This window comes from Luteolibacter algae (genome assembly GCF_042683045.1).
In the GTDB taxonomy this organism is placed as follows: domain Bacteria; phylum Verrucomicrobiota; class Verrucomicrobiia; order Verrucomicrobiales; family Akkermansiaceae; genus Luteolibacter; species Luteolibacter algae.
In genome coordinates, this window is the sequence record NZ_JBHUIT010000002.1 from 306,047 (window position 1) to 332,514 (window position 26,468).

Here is a 26,468-nt window from a genome sequence, read left to right on the forward strand (position 1 = left end):
CTTTTTTCCGAGAAAATCCTTTCACCTATATTGCCACCATTATGAATCCGAATTCCCTTTCGAAATACAGGCCATTCCCAGCTGTCTCACTGCCGGACCGCACCTGGCCGGACAAGACGATCACCAAAGCCCCGATCTGGTGCTCTGTGGATCTCCGCGATGGCAATCAAGCGCTCCCCCAGCCGATGTCGATCGAGGAGAAAATCGATTTTTTCGAGTTATTGGTGCGCATCGGCTTCAAACAGATCGAGGTGGGTTTCCCATCGGCAGCGGATACAGAATTCAATTTCCTGCGCCGTTTGATCGATGAAAACCGCATCCCGGACGATGTGACAATTCAAGTGCTGGTGCAGACACGCGAGCATCTGATCCGCCGTAGCTTTGAGGCGATTGATGGAGCGAAGAGGGCAATCGTGCACATTTATAACTCGACCTCACCATTGCAGCGCCGGGTGACCTTTGGCGATGCCACGCGGGAATCGATCAAACAAGTCGCCATTGATGGGGCGAAGCTTGTCAAGGAGCTGGTGCCCACCATCCCGCGGACAGAGGTGGTCCTGCAATACTCGCCGGAATCCTTTTCCGATACCGAACTGGATTACTCGCTGGAGGTTTGCAACGCGGTAATTGATGTCTGGCAGCCGACTCCGGAAAACAAGATGATCATCAACCTGCCGGATACCGTCCAGTGGACGACACCGAATGTCCATGCCGATATGATCGAGTGGATGAGCCGGAATCTCGATAAACGCGACAGCCTCGTCGTTTCTCTGCATACCCACAATGATCGTGGGACTGGCGTCGCCGCGACAGAACTCGGCCTGATGGCCGGAGCGGACCGTGTGGAAGGCACGCTTTTCGGCAATGGCGAACGCACCGGGAATCTCGATATCGTCACGGTGGCGCTCAATATGAACAGCCATGGCATTGCCACCGGACTGGATTTCTCCGAGCTGACGGATATCCGCCAGAAGTATGAAAAATTTACCCGTTTGATGGTTCCGGAGCGGCAGCCCTATGCCGGGGAGCTGGTCTTTACCGCTTTTTCCGGTTCTCATCAGGATGCGATCAAAAAAGGGCTCGACCGGCGTGAGAAGGAAACCGCCGAGGCACCCGATACGCTCTGGGGCGTGCCCTACCTGACGATAGACCCACAGGACATCGGCCGCTCTTACGAGGCGATTATCCGCATCAATTCCCAGTCCGGGAAAGGTGGAGTCGCCTACGTGTTGGACCGCGAGCACGGCTTTGATTTGCCGAAGTCGATGCATCCGCTTGTCGGCAAACGGATTTACGATCTGGCGGACGAGCATGGGCGCGAGTTAACGGTAGACGAGATCCGGGACGCGTTTTTCGAGTTTTTTGTAAATGTGGAGAGTCACCTGAACCTTGTCGAATATGAGCTGATTCACAAAGCTGGTGGCCAGGTCCATTGCAAGGCGACCATCAGCATTGATGGGGAGACGCGAATGATCGAGGGAGATGGAAACGGGCCGATCAATTCCTTCGTTCACGCGCTGGAAACCGCGGGGCTGAAAAACTTCAAGGTCACCGATTACCGCTCGCACGCTGTGCAGGGTGGCTCGGACGCTAGTGCGGCTGCCTATGTGCAGCTACAGCATGATGACGGGCGTCTGCTGTGGGGCACGGGAGTTGATTCCTCCATCGAAATGGCAGGTTTGAAGGCTCTGGTGACCGGCTGGAATCTCCTGCACTGAGGGCATTCTCCGGACGGAATCTTTATGAAAAGCGGCGACCGGCGCTGCCGCTTTTCTCTCGGCGGCTCGCACAAGCACTGACGGAAAGGCCAAGGAAGAATTCAGGGAATGATAATCACCTGCCCTGCCTCCAGACCAGCCGTGATCTCGGTGTTGCCCGCGGAGGTCTTGCCCAGTGATACCGGACGCATCTCTGTTTTTCCATCCGCTAGCTTCACCTCGACAGCCCAGCCCTTTGTTCCAAACTCGATCGCCTTGGAAGGGACGGAGATGACCTTTTCCGCCTGATAGCTGACGATGCGGACCTGCATGGACTGGCCTGGGTAAACATTGAAGCCAGCGGGCCATGCGGGGGTGAAGACAGCCGGGTAGGTCTCGTCTGGGTGGGGCATTTGCTCCAGCCGGGAAAGTGTGACGGGGATGAGCGTTTCTTCCGTCCCATCGAGCGTCGCGCTTCCGGCGGCACCCAGGGTCAGCGCCCGGGCGGTATCCTGGTCCGGGAAGGCCTGCACGATGAGCTTGGCATTCGTCGGGATAAAGGTTGCGAAGGTTTTGCCCAATGGAGCGCTATGGGTGGCCGAGAGATTTTTGATCAAATCTCCGGTGATCCATTTTCCATTTTCGATGGCACCAAAGTAGAAAATACCGTCCGCGGGCGCTTTAATCTCAAATAATTTGCGGTCTTTCTCCAGGCTGGCGAGATCTTGTTCGGTCTCTCCCAGGGATTTCCTCAAACCGGCCAGTTCCAGCTTTTTCAGCTCAATGTCACGGGGATATTGTTTTTTCGCCTCCTCAAAGCGGAAGGTCGCATCCTGGTCCCTTTCGGTCAGAGCTGTCAGCTGCTGGGGAATTGCCAGTTCCAATGTCCGTTTGTGATCGAGAACCTCCATGCGCAACGCGAACTCCGCAGAAGCCACCGCGTCACGCTGCTTTTGAAGAATGATCTCCTCTGTATCTTCTGTGATATCATCAGCTTCATACATCTGAAGCAGCTGCCGTAGCTCTTCCTTGTAGGAGGCGAGAATTTGTTCCTGGCGCTTGAGGGATTGATCCGCGCCTTCCTCAAGGTTTTTCCGACGGGTGGATTTGAAGTAGGCGAGCTCTTCCTTGGCTTTGTCCGCGCCGCGTTTCAATCGTGCAAGGTGCTCTGGCAGAGTCGCTTCCAAGCCTGCCAGCTCCTGCTCGGCTTCCGCGATTTCCAGGGTTTCCTCCGCGATGGATTCGCGGAGCTGGGCGATGGTTTTGTCGATCTCCTTGGTGTCAAAGACGAGAAGAGGCTGATCCATCTTTATCGTGCTGCCATGGGCTGCGATGCTGACGATCTCAAAATCCCCCCATTTCTCCGGATCAAGCCTTACCGGAACGCTTTCCGCTGGCAATGCCACTGCGGAAAATTGATGCAGGACGTGGAAAGGCTTCGGCTCCAGGGTCAGCTCTCCGGCATGCGCGCCGAGAATAAAGAGAGCTGGAGCGAGGTATTTGAAACAGATCATGATGATGATTCAGAAAAGCATAGCTCATGAGGGGACTCAAGCGAGACCTCGGGACTTGCGGGCAAGCCAGATTGGCAGCAGGCGTTGCTTTTTCGCATGTGGGACGGCGGGAACCAGATGCTGGATGACCTCGTAGCCTTCGCGTTCGAGATTGCGGGTGAGATTCGGGACCTTTTGTGAAGAGGCGATCGCGAGCAATCCGCCGGGCTGCAGAGCCTCGTAGGTGGCGGAGAGCCATTTTTTGTCGTTGATGAGGAGGCGCTGCTTGGAAGCCAGCGGTGCGGAATCCAGATGGATCATGATGGCGTGGAGGCAGCCGGAATTTTTATTGAGGGCTCCGGCGCTGCAATCCGGCTCGATAACGACCCGTGGGTCGGATAGCGGGGTTTCCGGGAAAAACTCCCGGTTCCAATCAATGAGATCGCTGCGGTTTTCCGCGACTGTGTAAACGGCGCGTTTTTGCGGGAGCTCCGCAATGATGGATCTGAGCATGTGGCCCAGCCCGAGGCCTACCAGCCAAATACGGGGCTGGCGTGCCGGCCGGAAAGGTGCCGCAGCGAGCTTGGCGATCTCTTCTTCCGCCGCGCGGGACGCCGGACCGCAGATCTGCTGGCCGTGGACGAGTAGGTAGCGGCGCTCGTCGTGTTCTTGTAAAATGAGTGGGCTGCCATCGTCTAGGGTGGTCTCTGCGAGTGTGATGCGTGGTTTCATGTTGCTTGCTTCTTGATAGGTTGGAGGAAATTCGGTATTCGACAATCACCATGTCTGAAGAAACGACAAATCAATCAGTGCCTCCTACGCCTCCGGCTTATACTAAAGAGCAGAAAGACAAAAAGCTTCTTGCTGGAATTCTTGGTATCCTTCTTGGCTGGACGGGTGCGCACAAGTTTATCCTTGGCTATACCAAAGAAGGAATGATCCAGCTTGTGATCAGTTTGGTCACCTGCGGGCTATTCGGCATTGTCGGGCTTATCGAAGGAATCATTTATCTTACGAAATCCGATGACGAATTTGTAGCGACCTATCTCGTCGGCCGCAGAGGTTGGTTCTAAAGGCTTTTTCAGAAACAACGGATTTCACCCCCAAAAAAAACCCCGGCCACCAAAACGGCCGGGGTTTTTTAATAATCTGTTACCAGCGGCGGTTTCCCGCAGAGGTATTAGAGGCTTCCTTTGAGAACGGAGGAAGGCTTGAAACCAACCGATTTGGATGCGGCGATTTTGAGAGCTTCTCCGGTCTTCGGGTTGCGGCCGAGACGGGCTGCGCGTTGTTTTACCTCAAATGTGCCGAATCCGATGATCTGGACTTTCTTGTCTTTCTTTACGCCTTTGGCGATGGAGGAAAGAACTGCTTCGAGGGATTCTTCTGCGGAACGCTTCGTCGCGTCGTTACCGAGGGCTTTCTGGATGGCTTCTACAAGTTCTGCTTTGTTCATGGCAAGAGGGTTTGTGCTAATGGTGCGGAAGTTTGGCAAGATAAAAGCTGAACTAGGTGGTAGGAATTTTCAAAGCGGTTGCTTGAGTTGACACGGATTTTCGGGGTCCCGGCCAGCACTTCCGGAGGGCGGTTTCGGGCGCTTCGCTATAATAAGAAGAGGCCCCCGGAATGGGGTCGATCCGGGAAGGTTTTTCCTGATCGATTTTTGATAATCAATGGCTCGGTATTTTTTCCCGGGAGAAAACTCGCGCTGGGGATCGATTGCATGAAATAAAATCCCTAAACCTCCCGTAAAATGGGGCTTGTGAAATTTTTCACAAATAGCTCTTGCGGTAATTCATGAGCATTGCTTAAACAGGCGCGGCTACGTCTTCAAGCCAGTCTACCAATGCGCTCCTTCCTATCCATTCTTACATTCTTGTTCCTAGGGGTGATGTCGGCTTCTGCTGAAAGCAGTGGTCACGATCATCTTCCACTCCACGCAGAGGAGCTCATCGCCTTCGGTCCATTTGTGATCACGAACTCCATGGTCATGGTCTGGATCGTGGCAGCTGTGGTGATTCTGGTCGCCCAGATGGCTACACGGGACATGAAATTGATCCCCTCCGGATTGCAGAATACCGTCGAGTGGCTGGTGGAAAGCCTCTACACATTCCTCGAGGGGATTCTCGGCGCGGATCTGGTTAAGAAGACTTTCTGGTTTTTTGGAACGATTTTCATCCTCATTCTCTTTGTGAACTGGGCTGGCCTGGTTCCCGGTGTCGGCACGGTAGGTCTTGAGCTCTCCGGTCCGGGTGTCGATCCGCACGATAAGTTCCGTCCATTCCTGCGTGGCGGTAACGCCGACTTGAACATGACGGTGGCCATGTCGGTTACTTTCGCGGTTCTCTGGTTCTACTGGGCGATCCGTGAGAATTCCCTCAAAGGCTTTTTCGCGCACATTTTCGCGCCGAAAGGTAAGTTTGTCGGATTTATTCTGGTTCCCATGATCCTGGTCTTCGGCTTTGTCGGTATTCTGGAAGTGGTCTCCATTCTCTTCCGTCCGGTAGCTCTTTCCTTCCGTCTCTACGGTAACGTTTACGCCGGTGAGAATATTCTGGAGAATATGATGCTTCTTCTCGGAAACGAAAGCTGGCGCCCATGGCTCGGCTGGCTTCCCTCCATTCCGTTCTACTTCCTTGAGCTTCTCGTCGGTCTTATCCAGGCACTCGTCTTCATGCTTCTCACTTCCGTTTTCCTCAAGCTTATCTGTGATCATGGCGATCATGGTGATGAAGAGCACGCGCACTAGAATTTCCCTAATACTTTTCCAGTTTGACCATGGCATAGCGATCGTGGGAGCTGGTAAACCAACACAATAACCAAACACTACAATGCCATTCGAACTCCTTGCACAAGCAACCAGCAACTTCAACACCTGGCACTTCGCCGTAGCTGCAGCAGCATTCGCAGCAGCGATCGGTATCGGTATCCTCGGCTCCAAAGCAGCTGAAGCTACTGGCCGTAACCCAGGTGCAGCAGGTAACATCCTTACCCTTTCCATCATTCTTGCAGCGCTTATCGAAGGTATCGTGTTCTTCGCGATCTTCCTTGCTAAGTAATTTTTCAAAAGCAGGGATCGGCACAGACTGATCCCTGCTTTGCTCTCACAGCATTTCCCTCTCTCCATCCACCAACCAGTTTTTCCTCAGATGTTCTCGATGTTCGATATCCTTGCCGCTGTTCCCGTTGCCGAATCCGAAGGCGTGGTGGGAGACATCGCAAAATCCTTCAAAGTTTTCTGGCCGCAGCTGTTCTCTCAGTTTATCAGCTTTGCGATCGTCATTTTCCTTCTGAAGAAATTCGCATTCGGTCCTATTCAGGCAATGCTTGAGCAGCGCCGGACACGTATCATGGAAGGTGAAGAGAAACTCAAGCGCATCGAAAAGCAGCTGGCCGAGTCCGAGGCGACGACTGCTGCGGCAATCGCCAAGGCGAATGAAGAATCCCTCCGTCTCATTTCCGAGGCCAAGGAAGGTGCCGCTGCCTTCACCGAGCAAAAGGCTCAGGAGGCCATCGCAAGCGCCCAGCAAATTCTCGCAAAGGCCGAAGTCGCTGCAAATGCGGACCGCGAGCGTATTTCCACAGAGCTCAAGCGTGAGTTCGGCCGTCTGGTGGCGAGCACAACTTCCCAGGTTACCGGTAAGGTCCTGACCGCAGAAGATCAAAGCCGCATCAATGAAGAGGCCCTTTCCAAAGTCGGAAACTAACTTTCCATCTCCTTTCTCCCTTTTTAACGATGAAAATTTCCAAAATCGCCGCCGCCACCGCCCGCCGTCTTTTCGGGCTCTGTCAGGTGAACGGACAGCTTGATGATAATAAGCTGCGCGATCTGGTATCGAAGCTGATCGAGACAAAACCGCGCGATTATCGTGCGATCCTTGCGTCCATCCAGCGCCTCGCTCGTTTGGAGGCTGCCCGCCGCGCGGTGGTAGTCGAAAGCGCCGCCGAGCTCGATTACGCTTCCCAGCAACGCGTTGTCGCCGGTCTATCACAGGACTATGGCGATAACCTCACCATCGAATACAAGATCAACCCGGCACTGCTCGGCGGTCTCCGTATCAGGGTTGGCGATGACGTTTTGGACGGTTCCGTCCAAGGCCGTCTCGACCGCCTTTCCAAAGCCTTTTAAATCATTTTCAGAACCAACTTTCCCAAACCTCCATCCATTCCCATGAGCAGCATCCTCCAGGACATCGAACAACAAATCGCCGGCATCAGCTCGAGCGTCGAGAAAACCAATACCGGCACAGTCCGCAAAGTCGGTGACGGAGTCGCCATCGTCGAAGGACTTTCCGACGTAATGCTCAACGAGATGATTGAGTTCGATGGCGGTGTAACAGGTATGGCGTTGAACCTTGAGGAGAGCGAAGTAGGCATCGTTCTTCTGGGAGACTACACAGCGGTCACCCAGGGCTCAAGCTGCCGAACAACGGGCAAGCTACTCTCGGTTCCTGTGGGTGAAGCTCTTCTCGGACGCGTGGTCAATGCGCTCGGAGCCCCTATCGATGGCAAGGGCGAGATCGCCGCTTCCGCCTACTACCCGATGGAGAAAATCGCTCCTGGTATCATCAAACGGAAGTCTGTTTCCGTTCCTGTTCAAACAGGGATCATGGCGATCGATGCGATGGTGCCGATCGGCCGCGGCCAGCGTGAGTTGATCATCGGTGACCGCGCCACTGGAAAATCCACCATCGCAGTGGACACCATCATTTCGCAGGCGAAGCAAAACAAAGCAGCGGAGCAAGGTAAGCTTCAGAACCACAAGCCGATGTATTGCATTTACGTTGCAATCGGGCAGAAGCTTTCCAACGTGGCCCGTATCCAGAAGACTCTGGAAGATTCCGGTGCAATGGAATACACCACGATCGTTTCGGCTTCGGCTTCTGATGCTGCCGCGATGCAGTTCCTCGCTCCATACGCTGGCTGTTCCATCGCTGAATACCTCATGGACAAAGGTCAGGACTGCCTCATCGTCTTTGATGACCTTTCCAAACACGCTGTTGCCTATCGTCAGGTTTCCCTGATCCTCCGCCGTCCTTCGGGCCGTGAGGCGTATCCGGGTGACGTTTTCTACCTTCACTCCCGTCTTCTGGAGCGTTCCGCACGTCTGTCAGAAGGTGCAGGCGGTGGCTCCCTTACCGCTCTCCCTATCATTGAGACCCAGGCAGGTGACGTTTCCGCATACATCCCTACCAACGTGATCTCCATTACTGACGGACAGATCTATCTCGAGACAGACCTTTTCTATCAGGGTATCCGTCCTGCGATCTCGGTAGGTCTTTCGGTTTCCCGGGTTGGCTCCGCTGCGCAAACCAAAACCATCAAGTCGGTGGCGGGCACCACGAAGCTCGATCTCGCACAGTATCGCGAGCTCCAGGCCTTCGCCCAGTTCGGCTCCGATCTGGATGCTTCCACCAAGAAGAAACTCGAGCGCGGTGCGCGTATCGTTGAGCTCTTCAAGCAGAACCAATACTCCCCTGTCAGCATGGAAGTGGAGGCGATCTACCTTTTCGCGATGCAGAACGGTTTCTTCGATGACGTTGAAGTCAAGGATATCGGCCGCTGTCAGGACGCGATGGGTGAGTTCTTCAATACTCGCAAAAGCGAAATCCTCGACAAAATCCGTAATGAAAAACCGGATCTCAAAAAGGACGCAGCGATGGTTGATGCCGTTAAGCAAGCCCTCGACGATTTCAAAAAATCCTGGAAGTAATTTCCCTCTTTCCCCTGTTTCAAGCTACTAGCTACAAGCTCCTATGGCCAACCTCCGAGATATCCGCCGCCGAATCAAATCGGTTAAGAACACCGCCCAAATTACCCGGGCGATGCAACTCGTTGCGGCCGCGAAGATGAAAAAAGCCCAGGATCAGGCAATGGCAGGCCGGGATTACTCCAGCCAGCTCAATGCCGTCCTGAGTGACATCAGTGCGAACTTTTCCGATGAGGTCTCCCATCCGCTTCTCGAAGTGCGTGAGGGCAACCGCGAGCTTGTGCTCGTAATCTCCACGGACAAGGGCCTTTGCGGACCACTCAATACCAACCTCGCGAAGAAGCTACGGGCTGAAACTTCCGACACCGCGGACTATGTTACCGTGGGACGCAAGCTGCGGGTGATGCTTGAAAAACTTCAGAAAACGATCCTTGCGGATTACTCTGTGAATGATCCGGTTCCATTCGCGGATGCCCGCTCGATCGCGGCGTTTCTGACCAAGCAATTTGTAGAAGGTAAATATGACAAGGTATCCATCGCCTATACCCGCTTTGTCAATACGCTGACTCAGGTGCCTGAGGTCATCCAACTTCTACCGGTTCTGCCGCCGGCCCAAACCTCGGACTCCGGCGCGATTTCCGGTGACTGCTCTGACTCGCTTTTCGAGCCCTCCGCTGAGGCTGTCCTGGCGTCCATTCTGCCGCTTTATGTGAATTTCCAGGTCTACCAGGCGTTGCTTGAGTCCCGCGCGACAGAGCATTCAGCACGTATGGTAGCGATGAAAGCAGCTACCGATAACGCCAAGAAATTCATCAAGGAACTTACTTTGGAATACAACAAAGTCCGTCAGGCAGCGATCACCGCCGAGCTCCTCGAAATCACCACCGCCATGAAGGCGATGGAATAAAGTGCATTGTGAGCAGCGATCAACCATCAATGCTCACATGATTGAAACCTCTTCTTATAGTCCCCACTCCGAAATACGACCCACTGATCATCGATCACTGACCACTAGCCACTTTTCACCATGAGCAACCAAGGAACCATCGTCCAAATCATCGGCGCCGTTATTGACGCCGATTTCTCCAAAGCCGACAAACTGCCGGAAATCTACAACGCCCTTGAGATCCAATACGTTCTCAACGATGTGCAAACCAAGCTGGTCCTCGAGGTTCAGCAACACCTTGGTGATGGCTGGGTGCGTGCGGTTGCGATGTCCACGACAGACGGCCTTAAGCGTGGTATGACCCTTGTGGATACCGGGAAGGCGATCGCGGTTCCTGTTGGCAAGCAGGTTCTTGGCCGTATTTTCAATGTTACCGGAGATCTCGTGGATGAAAACGTTCCTCTGGCGGATGCGAATCATCGCTCGCCGATCCATCGTCCGGCTCCTTCTCTCACAGACCAGTCCGCGGCTACTGAAATTCTTGTAACCGGGATCAAGGTGATCGATCTCATTTGCCCGCTTCTCAAAGGTGGTAAAGGTGGAATGTTCGGTGGTGCGGGTGTGGGCAAGACCGTGGTGATCATGGAGCTCATCAACAACATCGCCAAAGCGCACGGTGGTTTCTCCGTGTTCGCTGGTGTTGGCGAGCGGACCCGTGAAGGTAACGACCTCTACTGGGAAATGATCGAGTCCGGCGTTATCGCTACTGAAAAGGACGAAAATGGTCATCCGAAACTCGATGGCAGCGGTAATCCTGTTCTCTCCGCCGAGGGCTCAAAAGTAGCACTTTGCTACGGCCAGATGAACGAGCCTCCGGGTGCCCGCCTTCGCGTGGCGCTCTCCGCGCTGACCATGGCGGAATACTTCCGTGATGAGGAAGGCCAGGACGTTCTTCTCTTCGTCGATAATATTTTCCGTTTCTCACAAGCAGGTTCAGAGGTTTCCGCGCTTCTTGGCCGGACACCTTCCGCTGTGGGTTACCAGCCTACTCTTTCCGAGGAGATGTCCGTTCTCCAGGAGCGGATCACTTCCACCAACAAAGGCTCGATCACATCGATCCAGGCGGTTTACGTTCCTGCGGACGACCTTACCGACCCCGCTCCCGCGAACACCTTCGCTCACCTTGACGCGACCGTGGTTCTCGAGCGTTCCCTTGCTGAGCAGGCACTCTTCCCTGCCGTCGACCCTCTGGCTTCCACTTCCAAGGCGCTTGCTCCTGAGGTTGTGGGCGAGGAGCACTACAAGGTTGCTCGCGGTGTTCAGCTCGTGCTCCAGCGTTACAAGGATCTTCAGGACATCATCGCGATTCTCGGTATGGACGAGCTGAGCGATGACGACAAGATGACTGTTTTCCGCGCCCGGAAAATCCAGCGTTTCCTTACCCAGCCTTTCCACGTTGCGGAAATCTTCACCAACGTTCCGGGTGCACTCGTTTCCATGGAAGACACTGTCAAAGGCTTCGCTGAAATCCTCGACGGTAAATGGGACGATGTTTCCGAAGGTAACTTCTACATGAAGGCCGGTATCGATACCGTTTCCCGCGACTAATCCCTAGCCAAAATTATCTACCCATGCCTCTCCACCTCGAAATCGTTACGCCTGAGAAAAAAATCTTCTCAGATACCGTCGAGAACGTCTATCTGCCAGGTGCGGATGGAGAAATGGGTATCCTGTCAAGCCACGCCGGCCTTGTCACCGCCTTGGCTCCAGGGGAGCTCCGTTATCTCCGTGAGGGTCAAGTGGTGACACTTGCGATTGGTTCTGGCTTTGCCGAAGTCGGCAAGGACAAGGTTGTTGTTTTGACCGATATGGCACTCGGCGAAGCCGAGATCGACGAGCAGGCAACCGAAGAAGCCATCAAGCGGGCCGAGGAAAAACTGCTTACGGTCAATCACAGCTCGGACGCCGAAGAGGTGGCATATCTGCAAGGCATCATCGCGAAGCAGACGGCTGCCCTCAGCTTCAAGCGCAAACACCAGCGGTAGGAAGATAAGACAGGATCCCCTTCCGGTTTGCCCAAGGGAAAAGCTTGGGCAAATCTTTGATCTTTATAAAAAAGCATCGGCTACTACAGCCGGTGCTTTTTTCTTTAGGTCAGACATTGAGTGCTGTGAGCAATGCGGTCGAAACCAGGATACACGAAACCCTGGCTTCCGGATAAATACTGGCTACGATTTTACGATAGGCTTCCATTTGCCCTGAGTAACGCATTCGTAACTCCGCAGCATCGTTAACCCGGTCGGTCTTGTAATCGATGATTTCTACCGAGGTGACCGTATGGTTCCCATCATAATGGACATGTAAGCGATCGATAACCCCACTGATCCATTTATCATCGATGACTGCTTCCACGCCCTGCTCCCGGTAAAGGCGGACATTCCGATCGCCCTTGGTGAACAGGCATGCCACTTCAGGAACCGCCAGGCAATCGTCGATGATTTTCTCTATTTCAGGTTCAAGCACCGGTTGCGTCCCAAGATCGATCCATTCGATACTTTCGAGAGCACGATGAACTTCCGAACCAAAGCTCCGGCCATAGGATGACACGATCGAGGGGATGTGATCATTGGATTTGTCACCACTCGGTGTGCTACGGGAGCGTTTGATTTCAGCTTTGCCGAGCTGGAGCATCGGGCGGGGGGCGGAAACTGGCAGGAGCTCGATCTCCTCCGCCCAACCCTCATGGCCGATCTCGATACTCTCACCAGGACTTCCATTCAAGAGTAGTGAATCCATGAGCCAATTGACCAGACTGGCCTTCTGTGGATCGGCCGTTTTCGAGGGCGTATCGATGAAAACGTAGAGACCGCGTTTTGCCCGCGTTAGGGCGACGTAGAGCTTGCAGAACGCCTCGTAGGTTTGTTGCTCCGACCATTTTTCTTCGGCAGCTCTAAGCTCCGGAATCAAAGATCTGGCCCAGGCGGCGGGAGCTTCGGATACCCAGTTTTCTCCGATGATTGTATTGAAATGCGACAGCGAGGGAATTTTTTCGCTGCAGATTTCCGGTAGAATCACGACGTCAAATCCAAGGCCCTTGGATTTATGGATTGTCATTACTTGGACTGCCGCAACGCCGGGACTTTGTGAAATTTTAAGCCGGCTGATCCAATCGGCGGCCTCTCTTGGTGAGGCGGCACCTGATCTGTCGAGCTCTCGAAGTGCATGGAGTAAATCGGCAATCCTTCGCTGTCCAAAGTTCTCCAAGGTCGGACGGAGTGACGAAGTTATCTCCTCAATCATTCCGGCGTATCCGGACTCCGAAATCATCGCGGTCAGGCTCTCCCAGGCTTTCTGCCAAGCGGGTCCGTATTGCTGTTCCAGAAAATCTTGAAGCGGTGACATTCGCACGGTATTCCAAGCAAAGCTATCGGATGGATCCGCCAGCCAGCGAAGCAATTGCCAGATCAATATGCCTACCGGATGATCTTTCGCCGGCTCTCTTGCTCCTTCTTCGACAACCTGGAAGCCTTCGCTGCGAAGGGTATCCGCCCAATCGCGCACCTCGGTGTTGGTCTCGACCAATACACCGCAGGAAAGTTTTTTCGAGCCAATGCCTAGCTGGCGGAGTCTGGCGACAACTTGTTCAGTTTTCTCGTCTTTCTCGACGATTTCAACCCTACCATAGCCCGCTTTTTCCGGCCGGGCCAGCTGAGGGGCGGAAACGTGCTTTTCCCACTCCCAGCGAGTGGCTGCGGCACCGAATAGCGAGAACATCACCTGTTTGTCTCCACAGACTTTATTTACCAATTCAAGGATTTCCGGAGACGAGCGCCAAGAAGTTGCCATTGTCGCTGTTTTCAAGCCCGGGCTGTAGTGATCGGTCAACTCGTCAAACAAACCGACTTCGCCACCACGCCAGGCGTAGATCGCCTGCTTCTTGTCCCCCACGATGAAAACCGTAGAGTCATTATCGGTAATGCCTTCATCGATAAGCGGAAGAAGAGCGTTCCACTCATCGCGGCTGGTGTCCTGGAATTCATCCAGCAGCCAGTGGCTGTAGCTGGAATCGAGACGAAAATCCACCGCCTCGCGTCTCAAACGTGCCTCCTCACCCTGCATCCAGTTTCCCATTAGACGTTTGACGTCGTCGAAGCCCAGCTTTCCCTTCAGGCGGAGATCCCGCTCAATGAGCGAATCATATGCCGAGATCACCCCGTGCATACCGCGGGTTCGGGAGAGTGCTGCGGCAAACTCGCTGCGGGCGGCGAGGTGCGCCAGATCCCGTAGCGCTTGCGCAGCAAACCCGGTGATGCTCAGCGGCTGATAATAGGAAATATCGATGGTGCCATCGCCCTCGCGGACGGCTTCCAAAATCTTCGGAACCAAACCTGTGGCTTTGCCAAGAAGGCCACTACCGACGGTATGTTCACGGAAGGCCTTCACCATTGGTTCGAATGCGCTTTCGTGGCGCTTCTTCTTGTCCGGCACGTTCGGCCAATCCCGCACGAGCTGATCCAAGAGCGGGCCTTTGCCTTTCTCCCAGTCTTCCTCTGCTGCATTCGCCAATACAGCCAGGCCCCATTCCCTGGGAAATGGAGAAACAAAGATCTGGTGCCAAATGGAAATGAATTTCCGCAGTTCCTCGAGAACCCTTGCGCTTTCCTTCCCGTAACTAGCCCGCCGGAAAATCTCGATAAAACGTTCTTCCATTGCCTCATCCAGCTCTCCGTCAATGAGTCCTTCCAGGAGCTCGTCACGAATACTTTCCGCAGCCTCGCCTTCAAGCAGGTCAAACTTTCCTCCGGTGATTCCGAGTTCGTATTGGAAACCGCGAACAACTTTGGCGAAGAATCCATCCATGGTGCCAAGTGTTAGCCTGGGGAGATTTCTGACAGTTTTTTCCAGAATCCCGGGAAAATCCGTTTCAGGCTGCGAAAACTTGGATCTGAGTTCGGATGCGATTTCTTCGCTTTCAGCCGCGCTCGCCAGTTTACGCAGGATTGCATCGGCGAACTCTCCGGCGGCTTTCCTGGTAAACGTGAGAGCTACAATCTTCTCTGGTTCCACCCCGTGAGCCATGAGACCGATGATGCGATCGCTGAGCGTGTAGGTTTTTCCGGAGCCTGCGGAAGCTAAAACCAGAAGGTTGTTCTCTAGGACATTCATGATTGGGGGCTTTTGGAGGGAAAGATCGCGAATAAGGAATATTGCCTGATGGTATCGGACGGAAAGAGATCGGACTGGGTTTTCTCGGCGGGATCGTATGGGGTTTTGATGCCCGCTGAAATGAATATTGACAGAAATTAAATCGATTTGTTTAACTAACAGTTAGATGAAAAAACTGAATTCTTATGGAGTGAAGCCCCACAAACAATTTGTTTCTTTATTTCTGGTTGCTGCTGGAATGGCAAATGGAGCGGTATTGTTTTCAAATGCTATCGAAGGTGCGGATCCAAATGATTTTGATCCCTACACGACTGGGCAGATCGTTTTGGAGGGGCTCACTGTCTCAGGAATCGGCAGAGGAGCGGGCATTGCATCCTCCAATGCGGATGACCGCTATAATGCCCGTGGCTTCAATGAAACCAGTGCGGGTGAGTCGATTGCGGACGATGCTTATTTTACTCTCAGCCTCATACCGGATGCAGGGAAATACATCGATTTCACAGACTTTGTGTTCACCGGACAGGCTTCCGACACCGGACCCACCAGCATCTTTGTCCGGAGCAGTTTGGATATGTTTGCCGCAGATCTGGGAAGCCCGACGACTGATGGGGGAACGATCAATTTGAGCGCGAGCACTTTCCAGGGTGTTTCATCAGCGGTTGAGTTCCGGATCTACGGATACGGGGGAACCTCCGCGCAAGGAACTTTCAGCATCAACGACTTTGTCTTCAATGGGGAAGTGGTCCCGGAGCCGAGTGTGGCATTGCTCGGAGCAGCGGGCGGTTTGCTTTTGCTGAGACGCAGACGTTAGCGGTAATAACCGTTCGATTGGCAGCGATCATTCGCTGTTGAACTTTTCCGCCAAAAGGTTTCCTCTGGCTGGGTGAAGCAAAGAAAGTTCGGCGAGAGAAGTCATGGCGACAAGGGACGGCAGGCGCGGGAAAACCGGCATGTGAAGCCGATAGAGGAGAAAAGCACGCCTTCGCTCGATGAGCATGATCTTATGAGAATTATTGCGGATACGGAAGTTCCGTTCCTCTTGGTCCTGGATTGTGTGCAGGATCCCCATAATCTAGGAGCCATTTTGCGAACTGCGGACGGTGCGGGAGTTCACGCCGTGATTGCACCGAAAGACAAGGCGGTCGGGATCACGGAAACTGTGAGGCGTATTTCCGTTGGGGCCGCGGATTATGTTCCGTTTGTGCAAGTTACGAATCTTGCCCGGACCATGGAGCAGCTGAAGGAAGCCGGGGTATGGTTCGTTGGCACATCGGATCGTGCGGAAAAAACTCTTTACGATCTGGATTTGAAGGGACCGCTGGCGCTGGTGCTCGGAGCGGAAGAGAAAGGGATGCGTAGGCTGACCGAGGAAAACTGCGATTTCCTGGCAAAGCTGCCGATGGCTGGCCAAGTGGAGTGTTTGAACGTCTCCGTGGCAGCGGGCATTTGCTTGTTTGAGGCGGTGAGACAGCGTAACGCGGGAATCTGATGAAGTTGCCGGTCCGGATATTTTCCGATCTTCATCTGGGTCACAAGGCATCCCGCATTTCTGACGTCGAGATGCTTCGGCCACTCTTTCGTGGGGCTGGCACGGTGGTTTTCAATGGTGACACATGGGAGGAAAAAGTCCCCCCGTGGCGTGAAAAATCCGCCGCCTATCTGACTCGGATGAGAAAAGTGATCGAAGAGGAGAACTGCGAGGCTATTTTCTTGCGCGGGAACCATGACCCGGGGTTCGAAGGAAGTCCGTTTTTGGAATTGGCCGAGGGGCGGATCGTAATTTCCCACGGGGATGGATTGCTGCGTTCATCCTCTCCCTGGAAGCACGAGATTCTTGCTGGAGCCGACGTGGTCGAGGAAATCTGGAGCCGGTATCCCCGTGCGGGCACGGATGTGAACGACCGGCTAGAGATAGCCCGGGAAATCGCTTGCAAACTGGTCACCCGGAATCATCCGGAAGGTAGAAGCCTCATCGCGCGAGCGATGGATGCCGCCTTCCCTCCCCAGCGTGCGCTGGCAATGCTTTCCGCATGGGCAACCCAGTGGAAATATGCCGCGGAGTTCTGCGAAACCTATTTTCCTCAATCTGAGGTTTTCATCATGGGACATTTCCACCGCAGCGGAATTCAAACGTTGGGCCGGAGATCCATCGTCAATACCGGTTCATTCGTGGTCCCCAGTCAGGCGAAGATTGCGGAATGGGACGGCGAATTACTGTCGATTCATAAAATTATCGAAAAAAAATCTGCCGCTGAGATTGCCACACGCGAGGCAATTTGGAGAATTCCGCCTAAATCAAAAAATTAGTATTTGCAAAATAACCCTGCCTGTTTTGATACTTCTTTAAAATTATGGGTCGCTTTTGTCACTTTCTAGTGCTACAATCGTCGCGTTATGGCAACACCCACAAAACGAACCCGGTTTTCCCGGAGACTTCCTGACCATGTGACCGATGAACTGTGCAACGTTCTTTCTGAGAAGAAAGTGTTCGGGTTCAACGATCTTTTTGAAAGAGTGTTCGAAAACTTGAAACAGCGAAACGCAGTGAGCGGCGGCGAAGAAATGCTTCGTTTACGTTCCTACGAAAAGCTCCAGAATCTGGTTAACAGAGGCTTGGTCGAAAAAATTGGCAAGGAATACAAGGGCACTGCCCGGGTTCACGAAGCATCCAGCGCCTACGCAGCAGCCCAAGAGGCGGCAGCCGAAGCAGACGCTTGATCTTTTTATACATTTCCTGACGAAACCCGTGTCTGAAACATGACACGGGTTTTTTTTCTACCCAAATACGAGCAGAGGGACTAGGAAACCTCAGCGACTTTCCCAATCACCCCAAACCATGCCAGAAAATTATCTTCCCGTTCTTTTTCAAGTCCTCATCGCATGTGGATTTGCCGTGACGACCCTAATTCTCAGCGTCGTTTTCGGGCGTTCGGGACGCCGCAGCGCGACCAAGGATAGCGCATACGAATGTGGTATGTTGCCGATCGGTGATGGCGCACCGCGCTTTTCCGTAAAGTTTTATTTGGTCGCGATGCTCTTCGTGATTTTCGATATCGAGGTGGTGTTCATGTATCCGTGGGCAGTGCAGTTCCGCGATCTTGTCGCCCACAGCCCTACGGCACTCGTCAGCATGGCAGGCTTCGCCGGAACCTTGGCCATCGCCTACGTTTATGCTCTTAAAAAGGGCGCGCTCAATTGGAAGAGCTAAAGCTGTTGTAACTTGATTTTTCCCAAATGGTTCATCACGTCGTCTACCTAGAGCTTAACGAATCTGTTGCGGCTGCGACGTTGGAGGAAATGGTTCGTGCCAGCCGGACGTGGCTGTTGAAGATCCCGGAGGTTTTATCCGTCCGATCCGGTAGAAATCTCGATCCAGAGTCCCAGTGGCAGTTTTTCTACGCCATCGAAGTGGACTCCCGGGAAAAATTGAAGTTTGTCATCGCAGACGCTTTCTATTTGAAATTCCTCCAACAGTTTATCGCGCCAAACACAGGCAACAGGTTCAGCATGGACTTCGAATTGGATCCGTCACGTGAGTTGAAATACTCATGAAGATGAATCGAAGTCAGAGCCTGTTTCCGAAATTGGTATGATACACGCTTGAAACATCATCGGCTTGTGGGCACGTTCCGCAGCCCGGCAACCACCGCCTACTTAGAGAAATGGCCTCACCAATCCAGATACCAGACAACGCCCCGTTTTCACCAGAGCAACGCCAGTGGCTCAGCGAATTCCTTGGACAAATGCTCGCCCAGGCACCAGGTGCCGCGCAGCCCGCCGGTCCTGCCGTCCCTGTGACGGTGCTTTTCGGCTCACAAACTGGCACAGCTGAAGGCTTGGCCAAAAAGCTGGTCAAAGCTCTCAAGAAAGGAAATTTCGAGCCAAATATCCAGGATATGGCGACCTATGACAAGGAGCGCCTGGCAAAGGAAAAGAATCTATTGGTTATCACTTCTACCTATGGTGACGGGGAGCCGCCGGACAGTGCTCTTGAGCTCCACACCTGGCTGATGAGCGATTCCGCTCCCGCTCTTACCGGGGTTAACTTCTCCGTTCTATCGCTTGGTGATAGCTCGTATCCCGACTACTGCCAGTGTGGTATTGAGTTTGACTCCCGTCTGGAGGCTCTCGGGGCGAACCGAATTTACCAACGGGTGGATGTGGATGTGGATCCCGATGAGCCTTATGCGATCTGGTCTAAAGCCGTTATTGATATTTTAGCTCCAGCAGCAACTGCGCTTGTAGATAGCTCGACTAGCGACGAGATCGAAGAAGTCGGTTTCTCTAAAAAGAATCCATTCCCTTCCAGAGTTCTCAAAAACTACAATCTCAATGCACCGGGGCCGAAACAGACCAACCATATCGAGTTTTCGCTCGAAGGGTCGGAGCTGGAGTATGAGGTAGGCGACGCTCTTGGCGTATACCCTGAGAATCCGGAAAACGTGGTGGATGAGATTATTGCAGCACTTCCATTCCGTGCTGGTGAAGTCCCGACCTCCACCGGGGAGGAAGTGCCGCTTAGGGAAGCGTTGATCCGTCATTACGATATCGGAAATATCAACAAATCACTCATCCAGAAATGGCAGAAGCGGAGTGGCTCGCCTTATCTGCGTGCGCTGGTGGAAGCGGACGACAAAACCGAGTGGGAGAATTTTTGCTGGGGTCGCGATCTCATCGATCTGGTTCTCAATTTCCCTGCCGATTTCACAGATGGTGAAGATTTTGTCTCGGTGTTGAAAAAGCTGCAACCGCGGCTCTACTCCATCGCATCCAGTCCGAAGGCTCACCCGGGTGAAGTTCATCTTTGTGTAGGTATTGTCCGGTATGACAGCCATGGTAGAAAGCGCGGGGGAATTTGCTCCACGTATCTTTCGGATCGGATCAAAGACGATTCCTGCCCCGGTGTTTATGTCCATCACAATCCTGCCTTCAGATTACCGGCGGATGGAAATGTCCCGGTTATCATGGTCGGCCCGGGAACGGGAATTGCTCCTTTCCGTGCATTCCTGGAAGAGCGCAAGGCGACAGCCTCGAAAGGCCGTAACTGGTTATTCTTTGGCAATCCTTATCAGGCTAGCGACTTCCTTTACCGGGATGAGCTGGAAGCCTTCCAGAAAGATGGTGTTCTCAGCCGTATGGATCTTGCCTGGTCCCGCGATCAGAAGGAAAAAATCTATGTCCAGAACCTGATGATCAAAGAAGGCGCTGAGCTTTGGAAATGGTTCCAGGAAGGGGCGTCTTTTTATGTCTGTGGCGATGCCTCCCGCATGGCCAAAGATGTGGATGCGGCGCTTCTAAGTATCGCAAAAGAGCATGGTAAGCTTTCCGATGATGAGGCTGCGGCTTATATTGCACAGCTGAAGAAGGACAAGCACTACCTGCGCGATGTCTACTAGCGCATTCTGATGGAGAGTTGCTGCCTCTCCTCGATCATCCCGTATGTTTCCCCACAAAAAGGCCTGCTTCAGATCGGAAGCAGGCCTTTTTTGAATAACTGGCTTAACGGTGGCCGGGATAAAAATCAACCAATCAGCTCAGCGTATGCTTCCGGATGAAGTAAATCGGCGGCTTGCTCCGGCTTGGAGAGCTTGATTTTAAAAATCCATCCCTCTGCATAAGGCGCGGTATTGACCAGGGAAGGATCGCCTTCCACGGCGGGATTTACCTCGATAACCTCACCGGAGAGCGGAGAATAGATATCCGAGGCCGCTTTGACGGACTCCACAACAGCCGTCGGATCACCGGCATCCACGGTTTTCCCGATAGGTGGAAGCTCGACGAAGACCACATCGGTGAGTTCTTCCTGGGCATGATCCGAGATTCCTACAGTGGCGACATCGCCGTCGATGCGGGCCCATTCGTGGGACGATTGAAAAAGTAAATCAGCGGGAATATTGGAAGAGCTCATGGCGGAAATTTGTGACTTATTTAGATTTCTTTAGGAAGGGTTTTTTCACGACGACAGCTTTGAACCGGCGACCGCGGACATCAATGAGCAGCTCTGTGCCAACCTTTGCCGAAGCGGCTGGTAGGTAAGCCAGACCGATGCCTTGTGCGAGCGTGGGCGAGAGCGCACCACTGGACAGCTCGCCAAGAGCCTTTCCATCTGAGCTCAAAACCGGGTAATGAGGCCGGGGCGGCGGGCCTTTTTCGGTCATCTGGATGGCAGCCAATTTATAATCAACGCCGTTCTGTTTTTCCGCGAGAAGCGCCTCCCGGCCAATGAACACGGGCTTTTCAAGATCGCAGAAGTATTCGAGCCCGGCTGCGATCGGCGAGCGGTCTTTCGACAGATCATTCCCATTGAGGGGATAGCACATCTCCAGGCGCAATGTGTCCCGGGCGCCGAGACCACATGGTGTGGCTCCCGCATCGATGAAATCCTGAAACCATCTAGCTCCCTCCTTGGCCGGACAGAAAAATTCATAGCCATCCTCGCCCGTGTAGCCGGTGCGGCACACGATGTCGCCCGCGGCGGTTTTAGAAATGCAATTCCTGGGGGGGAGTGACTCTTCAGGGAACAATTTTGAAAAAATCGTGGAAGATTCCGGTCCTTGGATTGCCAGGCCTGCCCAAGCGTCGGATTCATTTCGTAAAGAAACGCCTTGATCGAGATGTTTTTGTAGCCAAGCGACGTCTTCGGCAATCATCGAGGCGTTGACCACCAGTAATGTTTCTTCCGTGGAGATGCGGTAAGCAATGAGGTCATCGATGATCCCACCTTTTTCATCGAGCATGAGGGTGTATTGACCTTGTCCGGGAGATAGCTTCGAAAGATTGTTGGTCAGGATTTTATCCAGCCAGGCGAGATGATCTATGCCGGAGACAAAGAGCTGTCCCATATGGGAAATATCAAAAATACCGGCTTTTTGGCGAACGGCCGCGTGCTCGCTGAGGATGGAGGAATATTGGACTGGCATAGACCAGCCGCCGAAGGGGATAAGACGCGCCCCGAGGGCGATATGAGCGGCTTCGAGTGGTGAGTGCAGGACAGGTTCGGACACGGATGTAGACTGCTGGTGCGGGAGGGGCTTGTCAATCGGGTGTGGGTGGCAGAGAGTCTGCAATGCAGTTTTTGGATAAATGGGAGAGAAAACTTGGCTGGATGTCATTTCCAGGTTTGTTGAGATATTACGCACTGTTTCACGTGCTGGTTTTCGTACTGCAATTCGTCAATCCATATATAGGCAAGGTTCTGGAATTCGATCGCGATAAAATTCTATCCGGTGAGCTATGGAGGATGGTGACGTTTCTCGTGGCCGACAGCGGCTTCAGGGGTCAGGGCGGGTTTGCCATACTATTCCTCATTTTCATGGTGATGATCGCATTCATGATGAGCGATGCACTGGAGGGCGCCTGGGGCACCTTTAAAACAAGTTTCTTCTACTACACCGGTTTTCTCGGGCTATTGATCGCAAATTTTATTTATGAAACTCCGATGCCGGGTAGTGGCTTTTTTGTATATACCTCCGCATTTTTCGCATTTGCCACCCTGTTTCCCAAGGTGGAATTTCTGATGTTTTTCATTTTGCCCGTTCAAGTGCGTTGGTTGGCAATAGTCATAGGTGCTGTGCAATTGCTGGCGCTCTTGTCCCAGCCGCTCTACATAGGATTTTTGGTTCTGGGGTTTGGGAATTACCTGCTGTGGGCGGGGATCCCGGCGATGCGTGGCCATGCGAAAGTGAGGGAAAATGCGACGCGTCGCAAAAAGTTCGAAGGAGGCTTGTCCAAAGGGACGGAAGCTTTTCACCGCTGTGCTGTGTGCAAAAGAACGGAAATTTCCAACCCTGAACTCGAATTCCGCATGGCCGGCGACGGCGAAGAATATTGTCTGGAGCACCTTGACTAGTGAAATTTTTCTTTTCCTAAGTCACGGTATGTTCAAATTAGAAGAATATGACGAAGTTTATCAGCATTCTTATTCTTGCGGCGTTGGTCGCAGGGAGTTGGTTTATGTTTTATAAAGCCGGAGAGGAAGTGAGGATCCTTAACGAGCAGATTGACGTTGCATATAACCAAGGGGACCCGGAAGAGATTGTTCCGGAGCTGAAAACGAAAGCCCAGGGGCTCGAAAATCAACGGGTGCTCAATGGAGTGCTGCTTGCTTTCCTGAGTGCGGGCCTGGCAGGAATCGTTGTCGTATCATGGTTGGTGCCAATGTTTGCCAACAAACTCACCCACGCGGTCTACGACAGTGGGGAAGAAGTCGAGGCGGACCCGTTTCATGATGCGAGATCGTTTATGGCGCAGGGAGAGTATGATGCCGCTATCGAATCATTCAAGCTGGCCGCCGAGCAAGATCCACTCAATCGGATGCCATGGGTGGAAATTGCCAAGATCCAACGGGTGCATCTGGAGAATCCTCCGGCAGCCATTGAAACTCTCAGAACGGCAATCGAAGGCCAGGCATGGGAAGAAAACGATGCTGCCTTTCTCATGTTCCGTCTGGCGGAGTTATATGATGAGGATATGGGTGACAGAATGTCCGCGAGTATGATTATGGAGCAGGTTATCCAGCAGTTTCCGGATTCACGGCATGCCGGTAACGCGAGAAACAAGCTCCGCGATTGGAGTGCCGTTTAGTGGTTGATGGTCACCACGTTGAGATCATTCTGGGTCAAAAGGCCCTTGTTTGTGATGGCTGCCATCTTGGTGGCCATCATTTGTATCGGCGAGTGGAATACTGCCTGGCAGTGGGTGGGTATCATTGGATTCCCGCTTTTTATCGGTAGTTTCGGAGGCTGGCGCTCCGCGGTTTTCATCGGATTGACGGCTATACTTCTGAGCCAGAGCCTGAAGTGGCGGGATGGCGTGCAAGCGCGTGATGAGGCTAGGTTTGCCAAACTCGGGATCGCTACGGCGGAAGCAGTTTTATTGGAAGATGCGGTGGGCTCGGAGGGCAGTTGGAGCGCGACTGCCCGACTCAACGGAGCAGGGGACAGGGGTGAGAAAGTGCGCTGGTCCGGCAGTGGCACCCCACCTCCGGCGGGAACATTTCTAAAAGCGGCAGGTGAGTTCCATCCATTCACGGAGGAGAGGAATCCTGGAACTTTGGATCGTGCGAAGAGGCTTCGGAATGAGGGAGTCGTCGCCATTTTCCGGGCCAATGGAATGCGCTCCGAACAATGGGTGGGGCCGATTTCCGGCTGGGGCGCTAGGATCAAAGGCACATTTAGGAAAGGAATCGTGGCCGGTCTCGATGAAGACGGCTCCAAAGCGAAATTGATCCGGGCGGTCGTATTGGGTGAGAAATCGCCGGATTCGGTGGAGCTTATGAGAAATTTCCGCGAAAGCGGCACCCTCCATGTCTTCACCGTGAGTGGTCTCCACGTGGCGATGGTGGGTGGCATGATATGGTTTCTGCTCAAGTGGATCGGGCTGCCATTGCGGTGGGCGGTGCCGGTGATCTGTGCGGGCATGTTCGGCTACGTCTGGCTGACAGGGAGCGGTGCTGCGGCCACCCGTGCGGCGTGGATGGGCACGGTTTTCCTCGGCGCCTTTGTATTCAGGCGAAAAGCGGATCTTCTCAATTCTCTCGGACTGGTGATGCTGTTGATGTTGGTATGGGATCCGCGGATGATCCGTATGCCCGGAGTGCAGTTATCCTACGGTGTGGTTTCGGCTATTGGCTTGGGGACAGTGGCCGCGAGGCGTTTCTTTTCCTGGATAGCCGAAGAGGAGGATCTTCTGCCGAAAAGTGAAATGACGTGGTGGCAGCGGAAGTGGCTGACCTTGCGGCAGAAACTCGCAGGGGGGCTGGCGGTATCACTTGCCGCATCCATTGGATCAGCACCTTTGACGATATTTCATTTCGGGATCGTCACGCCGATTTCCGTCATAGCTACTGTTGTGCTAGTAGTTCAAGTGCACGTTATGCTGGCGGTGGCGCTAGGCTCGGCAATGATTTATCCAATCTGGGATGGCGGCGCAAAATACCTGAATACGGGGAACGCGGTTATTGCCACGCTTTGTGGGAAAACCGCCGGGATGTTCGCCAGTATACCGGGGGCGTGGGCTTCGACAGATTTTCCAGAGCGTGATACCCTGGTGATCTATGATCTCGATTTCGGGGCTTCTGCGGCATGCTTTGCATCCACTACCAGAAATGCAGTATTGATCGATTCAGGCGGGAATTTCAATCTCCGTCGTGAGATTGGCAGCTCGCTACGGAGACTGGGCCTGGAGCCGGATTCCGTGATTTTTACCCATGCGGATTCCGGACATATCGCTGGTATTGAGCCGATGCTGGAGATGTTCCCCCTCAAGCAGGTGGCTCTCGGTGTGGAGCGCAGCGGCCGCTCTGTGGCTGAAGAATGGGCACAGGCTGATCCTGCGGATCCGGTAGTGATTCTCCCAAGGACCGGAGATAGGATTGAGCTCGGGGGAAATGTCCGGGCCGATGTTTTGCTCTCTCCCCACGATAAAACTCTGGGATCATTGGCGGATGATCGCGTAATGGTGCTGATGCTACATTGGCATGAATGGAAATTGCTATGGATGAGCGATGCCGGGCGGCTCAGTGAGCGGGAGCTTTTGGGGAAAAAGCTTGATCTGAAAGCGGATCTTATCATCTCCGGCCTCCATGAGAGCGATCTCAGTTTGGGCTCGGAGTTCGTAGCTGCTGTCGATCCTGCAGCTATCGTGATAGCCCGTCCGGCCGGAAGTGAAATGGATCGCTTGAGGGAATCCCAAGTCACCGGGTGGGTCCAGAGCGGGCGGCTGGTGATCGATCAGAAATCAACCGGAGGATTGACTATCAGCCGGACTAGAACAGGCGGGCTATTGATCGAGGGATATCTGGATGGTTCCCAAATTGTCCTGAGAGATCCCTCATCCCGCTAAGTGCGATCAGGGAGTTACTGGTTCAGGCATTTCAAAATCCGCGACTGCGTTTACAGCCGGGATGTCCGTATCGGGCATACTGGTGACGAAGATGAACTGTCGGGAATTTGGATCATGCCTCCACATTGTATTCACAAGCATTTTTTGTTCCCGGGATTTTGGTGCCTGATAGTCCAATCTCACGGAGTATCCACCTTTCTCCTTACTTGGCGCTTTCGTCCTGACGATCGCTCCGGGCTTGAGGAGCAGGGTTTCCGTCCCGATCTTTCCACCGACAAGATTGCGCGTGGTATTGATCCACATCATACTTCCCAGTGGGAAGGAGGAATCAATGGTGACTTTTGAAACGGTGATCGGCAGCCCCTTTTGCTTGGGGTTGGGATAGACCAGGAGGATGAATTTGCGATCGTTTTCGGTGAGTTTGAGATTCACTGTATCGCCGGCGGGAGTCTCGGGAGGAAGCACTCTCTTATCGGAAAAACGAACGACATACTCGCCACTTGGCGGGTCGAGAGGAGTGGACAGGTTCATGCTGGGCATCGGGACCTCGATAACCTTGTCGGCGACATGGGCGAACATTACGTCCGGCGCTCCTGCGGGAGGATTAAAGTAAACGCAACGCATGATTTTCTCCGCACAGTAGGATGTGGCACTGCTTAGAAAAAGGAGGGTGA

At 53.5% G+C, this 26,468-nt stretch carries 27 protein-coding genes; 20 read left to right on the plus strand and 7 right to left on the minus strand.

Annotated features, from left to right (window positions below):
* Positions 1-41 precede the first annotated feature (41 nt).
* Positions 42-1,718, plus strand: coding sequence for a 2-isopropylmalate synthase (leuA, locus tag ACFSSA_RS02560; protein ID WP_386818203.1), 1,677 nt, complete (start codon positions 42-44; stop codon positions 1,716-1,718).
* A gap of 101 nt (positions 1,719-1,819) precedes the next feature.
* Here leuA and ACFSSA_RS02565 read toward each other — a convergent pair whose 3' ends face one another.
* Positions 1,820-3,211 carry a permuted SH3 domain-containing protein gene (locus ACFSSA_RS02565; RefSeq protein ID WP_386818204.1) on the minus strand — a complete coding sequence of 464 codons (1,392 nt, stop codon included), beginning with the start codon at positions 3,209-3,211 and terminating at the stop codon, positions 1,820-1,822.
* Positions 3,212-3,247: 36 nt separating this feature from the next.
* On the minus strand, positions 3,248-3,922 hold the full coding sequence (locus tag ACFSSA_RS02570) for a hypothetical protein (protein ID WP_386818205.1): 675 nt from the start codon (positions 3,920-3,922) through the stop codon (positions 3,248-3,250).
* A gap of 50 nt (positions 3,923-3,972) precedes the next feature.
* Between ACFSSA_RS02570 and ACFSSA_RS02575 the strand changes: the two genes are divergently transcribed.
* Complete coding sequence (locus ACFSSA_RS02575) at positions 3,973-4,263, plus strand: TM2 domain-containing protein (protein ID WP_386818206.1); 291 nt, start codon at positions 3,973-3,975, stop codon at positions 4,261-4,263.
* Positions 4,264-4,370: 107 nt separating this feature from the next.
* Here the strand turns inward: ACFSSA_RS02575 and ACFSSA_RS02580 are convergent, their stop codons facing one another.
* Complete coding sequence (locus ACFSSA_RS02580; protein ID WP_386818207.1) at positions 4,371-4,646, minus strand: HU family DNA-binding protein; 276 nt, start codon at positions 4,644-4,646, stop codon at positions 4,371-4,373.
* A 390-nt stretch (positions 4,647-5,036) separates the two neighbouring features.
* On the opposite strand from ACFSSA_RS02580, the gene atpB reads away from it, so the two are divergent.
* The 8 genes from atpB (at position 5,037) to atpC (ending at position 11,831) form a co-directional block, all read left to right on the plus strand.
* Complete coding sequence (gene atpB, locus ACFSSA_RS02585; protein ID WP_386818208.1) at positions 5,037-5,939, plus strand: F0F1 ATP synthase subunit A; 903 nt, start codon at positions 5,037-5,039, stop codon at positions 5,937-5,939.
* An 82-nt stretch (positions 5,940-6,021) separates the two neighbouring features.
* Positions 6,022-6,249 carry an ATP synthase F0 subunit C gene (locus tag ACFSSA_RS02590; protein ID WP_386818209.1) on the plus strand — a complete coding sequence of 76 codons (228 nt, stop codon included), beginning with the start codon at positions 6,022-6,024 and terminating at the stop codon, positions 6,247-6,249.
* Between the two features lie 90 nt (positions 6,250-6,339).
* Positions 6,340-6,897, plus strand: coding sequence for a F0F1 ATP synthase subunit B family protein (locus ACFSSA_RS02595; protein ID WP_386818210.1), 558 nt, complete (start codon positions 6,340-6,342; stop codon positions 6,895-6,897).
* A 29-nt stretch (positions 6,898-6,926) separates the two neighbouring features.
* Positions 6,927-7,319: a F0F1 ATP synthase subunit delta gene (locus ACFSSA_RS02600; protein ID WP_386818211.1), complete on the plus strand. Its 393-nt coding sequence runs from the start codon at positions 6,927-6,929 to the stop codon at positions 7,317-7,319.
* A gap of 42 nt (positions 7,320-7,361) precedes the next feature.
* On the plus strand, positions 7,362-8,903 hold the full coding sequence (atpA, locus tag ACFSSA_RS02605; protein WP_386818212.1) for a F0F1 ATP synthase subunit alpha: 1,542 nt from the start codon (positions 7,362-7,364) through the stop codon (positions 8,901-8,903).
* Positions 8,904-8,946: 43 nt separating this feature from the next.
* Positions 8,947-9,807 (plus strand): ATP synthase F1 subunit gamma, encoded by an 861-nt coding sequence (atpG, locus tag ACFSSA_RS02610; RefSeq protein ID WP_386818213.1) that lies wholly within the window; start codon positions 8,947-8,949, stop codon positions 9,805-9,807.
* 120 nt (positions 9,808-9,927) lie between these two features.
* On the plus strand, positions 9,928-11,394 hold the full coding sequence (gene atpD / locus ACFSSA_RS02615) for a F0F1 ATP synthase subunit beta (protein ID WP_386818214.1): 1,467 nt from the start codon (positions 9,928-9,930) through the stop codon (positions 11,392-11,394).
* Between the two features lie 23 nt (positions 11,395-11,417).
* Entirely contained in the window at positions 11,418-11,831 is a 414-nt protein-coding gene (gene atpC, locus ACFSSA_RS02620) for an ATP synthase F1 subunit epsilon (RefSeq protein WP_386818215.1), read from the plus strand.
* Between the two features lie 109 nt (positions 11,832-11,940).
* Here atpC and ACFSSA_RS02625 read toward each other — a convergent pair whose 3' ends face one another.
* Complete coding sequence (locus ACFSSA_RS02625; RefSeq protein WP_386818216.1) at positions 11,941-14,952, minus strand: UvrD-helicase domain-containing protein; 3,012 nt, start codon at positions 14,950-14,952, stop codon at positions 11,941-11,943.
* 166 nt (positions 14,953-15,118) lie between these two features.
* On the opposite strand from ACFSSA_RS02625, the gene ACFSSA_RS02630 reads away from it, so the two are divergent.
* From ACFSSA_RS02630 to ACFSSA_RS02660, 7 genes are all read left to right on the plus strand, one after another.
* Entirely contained in the window at positions 15,119-15,763 is a 645-nt protein-coding gene (locus tag ACFSSA_RS02630; protein WP_386818217.1) for a hypothetical protein, read from the plus strand.
* Between the two features lie 72 nt (positions 15,764-15,835).
* On the plus strand, positions 15,836-16,441 hold the full coding sequence (gene rlmB, locus ACFSSA_RS02635) for a 23S rRNA (guanosine(2251)-2'-O)-methyltransferase RlmB (protein WP_386818218.1): 606 nt from the start codon (positions 15,836-15,838) through the stop codon (positions 16,439-16,441).
* Positions 16,441-17,259, plus strand: a complete 819-nt coding sequence (locus tag ACFSSA_RS02640) for a metallophosphoesterase family protein (RefSeq protein WP_386818219.1) — start codon at positions 16,441-16,443, stop codon at positions 17,257-17,259. Before rlmB ends, ACFSSA_RS02640 begins: the two co-directional genes overlap by 1 nt.
* 87 nt (positions 17,260-17,346) lie before the next feature.
* The gene (locus ACFSSA_RS02645) at positions 17,347-17,670 is read left to right on the plus strand and encodes a hypothetical protein (RefSeq protein WP_386818220.1); all 324 of its coding nucleotides are present in this window, start codon (positions 17,347-17,349) and stop codon (positions 17,668-17,670) included.
* A 118-nt stretch (positions 17,671-17,788) separates the two neighbouring features.
* The gene (locus ACFSSA_RS02650; protein ID WP_386818221.1) at positions 17,789-18,160 is read left to right on the plus strand and encodes an NADH-quinone oxidoreductase subunit A; all 372 of its coding nucleotides are present in this window, start codon (positions 17,789-17,791) and stop codon (positions 18,158-18,160) included.
* 26 nt (positions 18,161-18,186) lie between these two features.
* Complete coding sequence (locus ACFSSA_RS02655; protein ID WP_386818222.1) at positions 18,187-18,504, plus strand: Dabb family protein; 318 nt, start codon at positions 18,187-18,189, stop codon at positions 18,502-18,504.
* 110 nt (positions 18,505-18,614) lie between these two features.
* Positions 18,615-20,348: a sulfite reductase subunit alpha gene (locus ACFSSA_RS02660; protein WP_386818223.1), complete on the plus strand. Its 1,734-nt coding sequence runs from the start codon at positions 18,615-18,617 to the stop codon at positions 20,346-20,348.
* Between the two features lie 125 nt (positions 20,349-20,473).
* Here the strand turns inward: ACFSSA_RS02660 and gcvH are convergent, their stop codons facing one another.
* Positions 20,474-20,860, minus strand: coding sequence for a glycine cleavage system protein GcvH (gene gcvH, locus ACFSSA_RS02665; RefSeq protein ID WP_386818224.1), 387 nt, complete (start codon positions 20,858-20,860; stop codon positions 20,474-20,476).
* Positions 20,861-20,876: 16 nt separating this feature from the next.
* Positions 20,877-21,956 (minus strand): glycine cleavage system aminomethyltransferase GcvT, encoded by a 1,080-nt coding sequence (gcvT, locus tag ACFSSA_RS02670; protein WP_386818225.1) that lies wholly within the window; start codon positions 21,954-21,956, stop codon positions 20,877-20,879.
* A 101-nt stretch (positions 21,957-22,057) separates the two neighbouring features.
* Here gcvT and ACFSSA_RS02675 point away from each other — a divergent pair, with 101 nt between their 5' ends.
* The 3 genes from ACFSSA_RS02675 to ACFSSA_RS02685 are packed head-to-tail and all read left to right on the plus strand — an operon-like array spanning position 22,058 to position 25,794.
* Complete coding sequence (locus ACFSSA_RS02675; RefSeq protein WP_386818226.1) at positions 22,058-22,801, plus strand: hypothetical protein; 744 nt, start codon at positions 22,058-22,060, stop codon at positions 22,799-22,801.
* A gap of 47 nt (positions 22,802-22,848) precedes the next feature.
* Entirely contained in the window at positions 22,849-23,535 is a 687-nt protein-coding gene (locus tag ACFSSA_RS02680; protein ID WP_386818227.1) for a tetratricopeptide repeat protein, read from the plus strand.
* A gap of 54 nt (positions 23,536-23,589) precedes the next feature.
* The gene (locus tag ACFSSA_RS02685; RefSeq protein ID WP_386818228.1) at positions 23,590-25,794 is read left to right on the plus strand and encodes a ComEC/Rec2 family competence protein; all 2,205 of its coding nucleotides are present in this window, start codon (positions 23,590-23,592) and stop codon (positions 25,792-25,794) included.
* 6 nt (positions 25,795-25,800) lie between these two features.
* Here ACFSSA_RS02685 and ACFSSA_RS02690 read toward each other — a convergent pair whose 3' ends face one another.
* Positions 25,801-26,418: a hypothetical protein gene (locus tag ACFSSA_RS02690; protein WP_386818229.1), complete on the minus strand. Its 618-nt coding sequence runs from the start codon at positions 26,416-26,418 to the stop codon at positions 25,801-25,803.
* Positions 26,419-26,468: the final 50 nt, after the last annotated feature.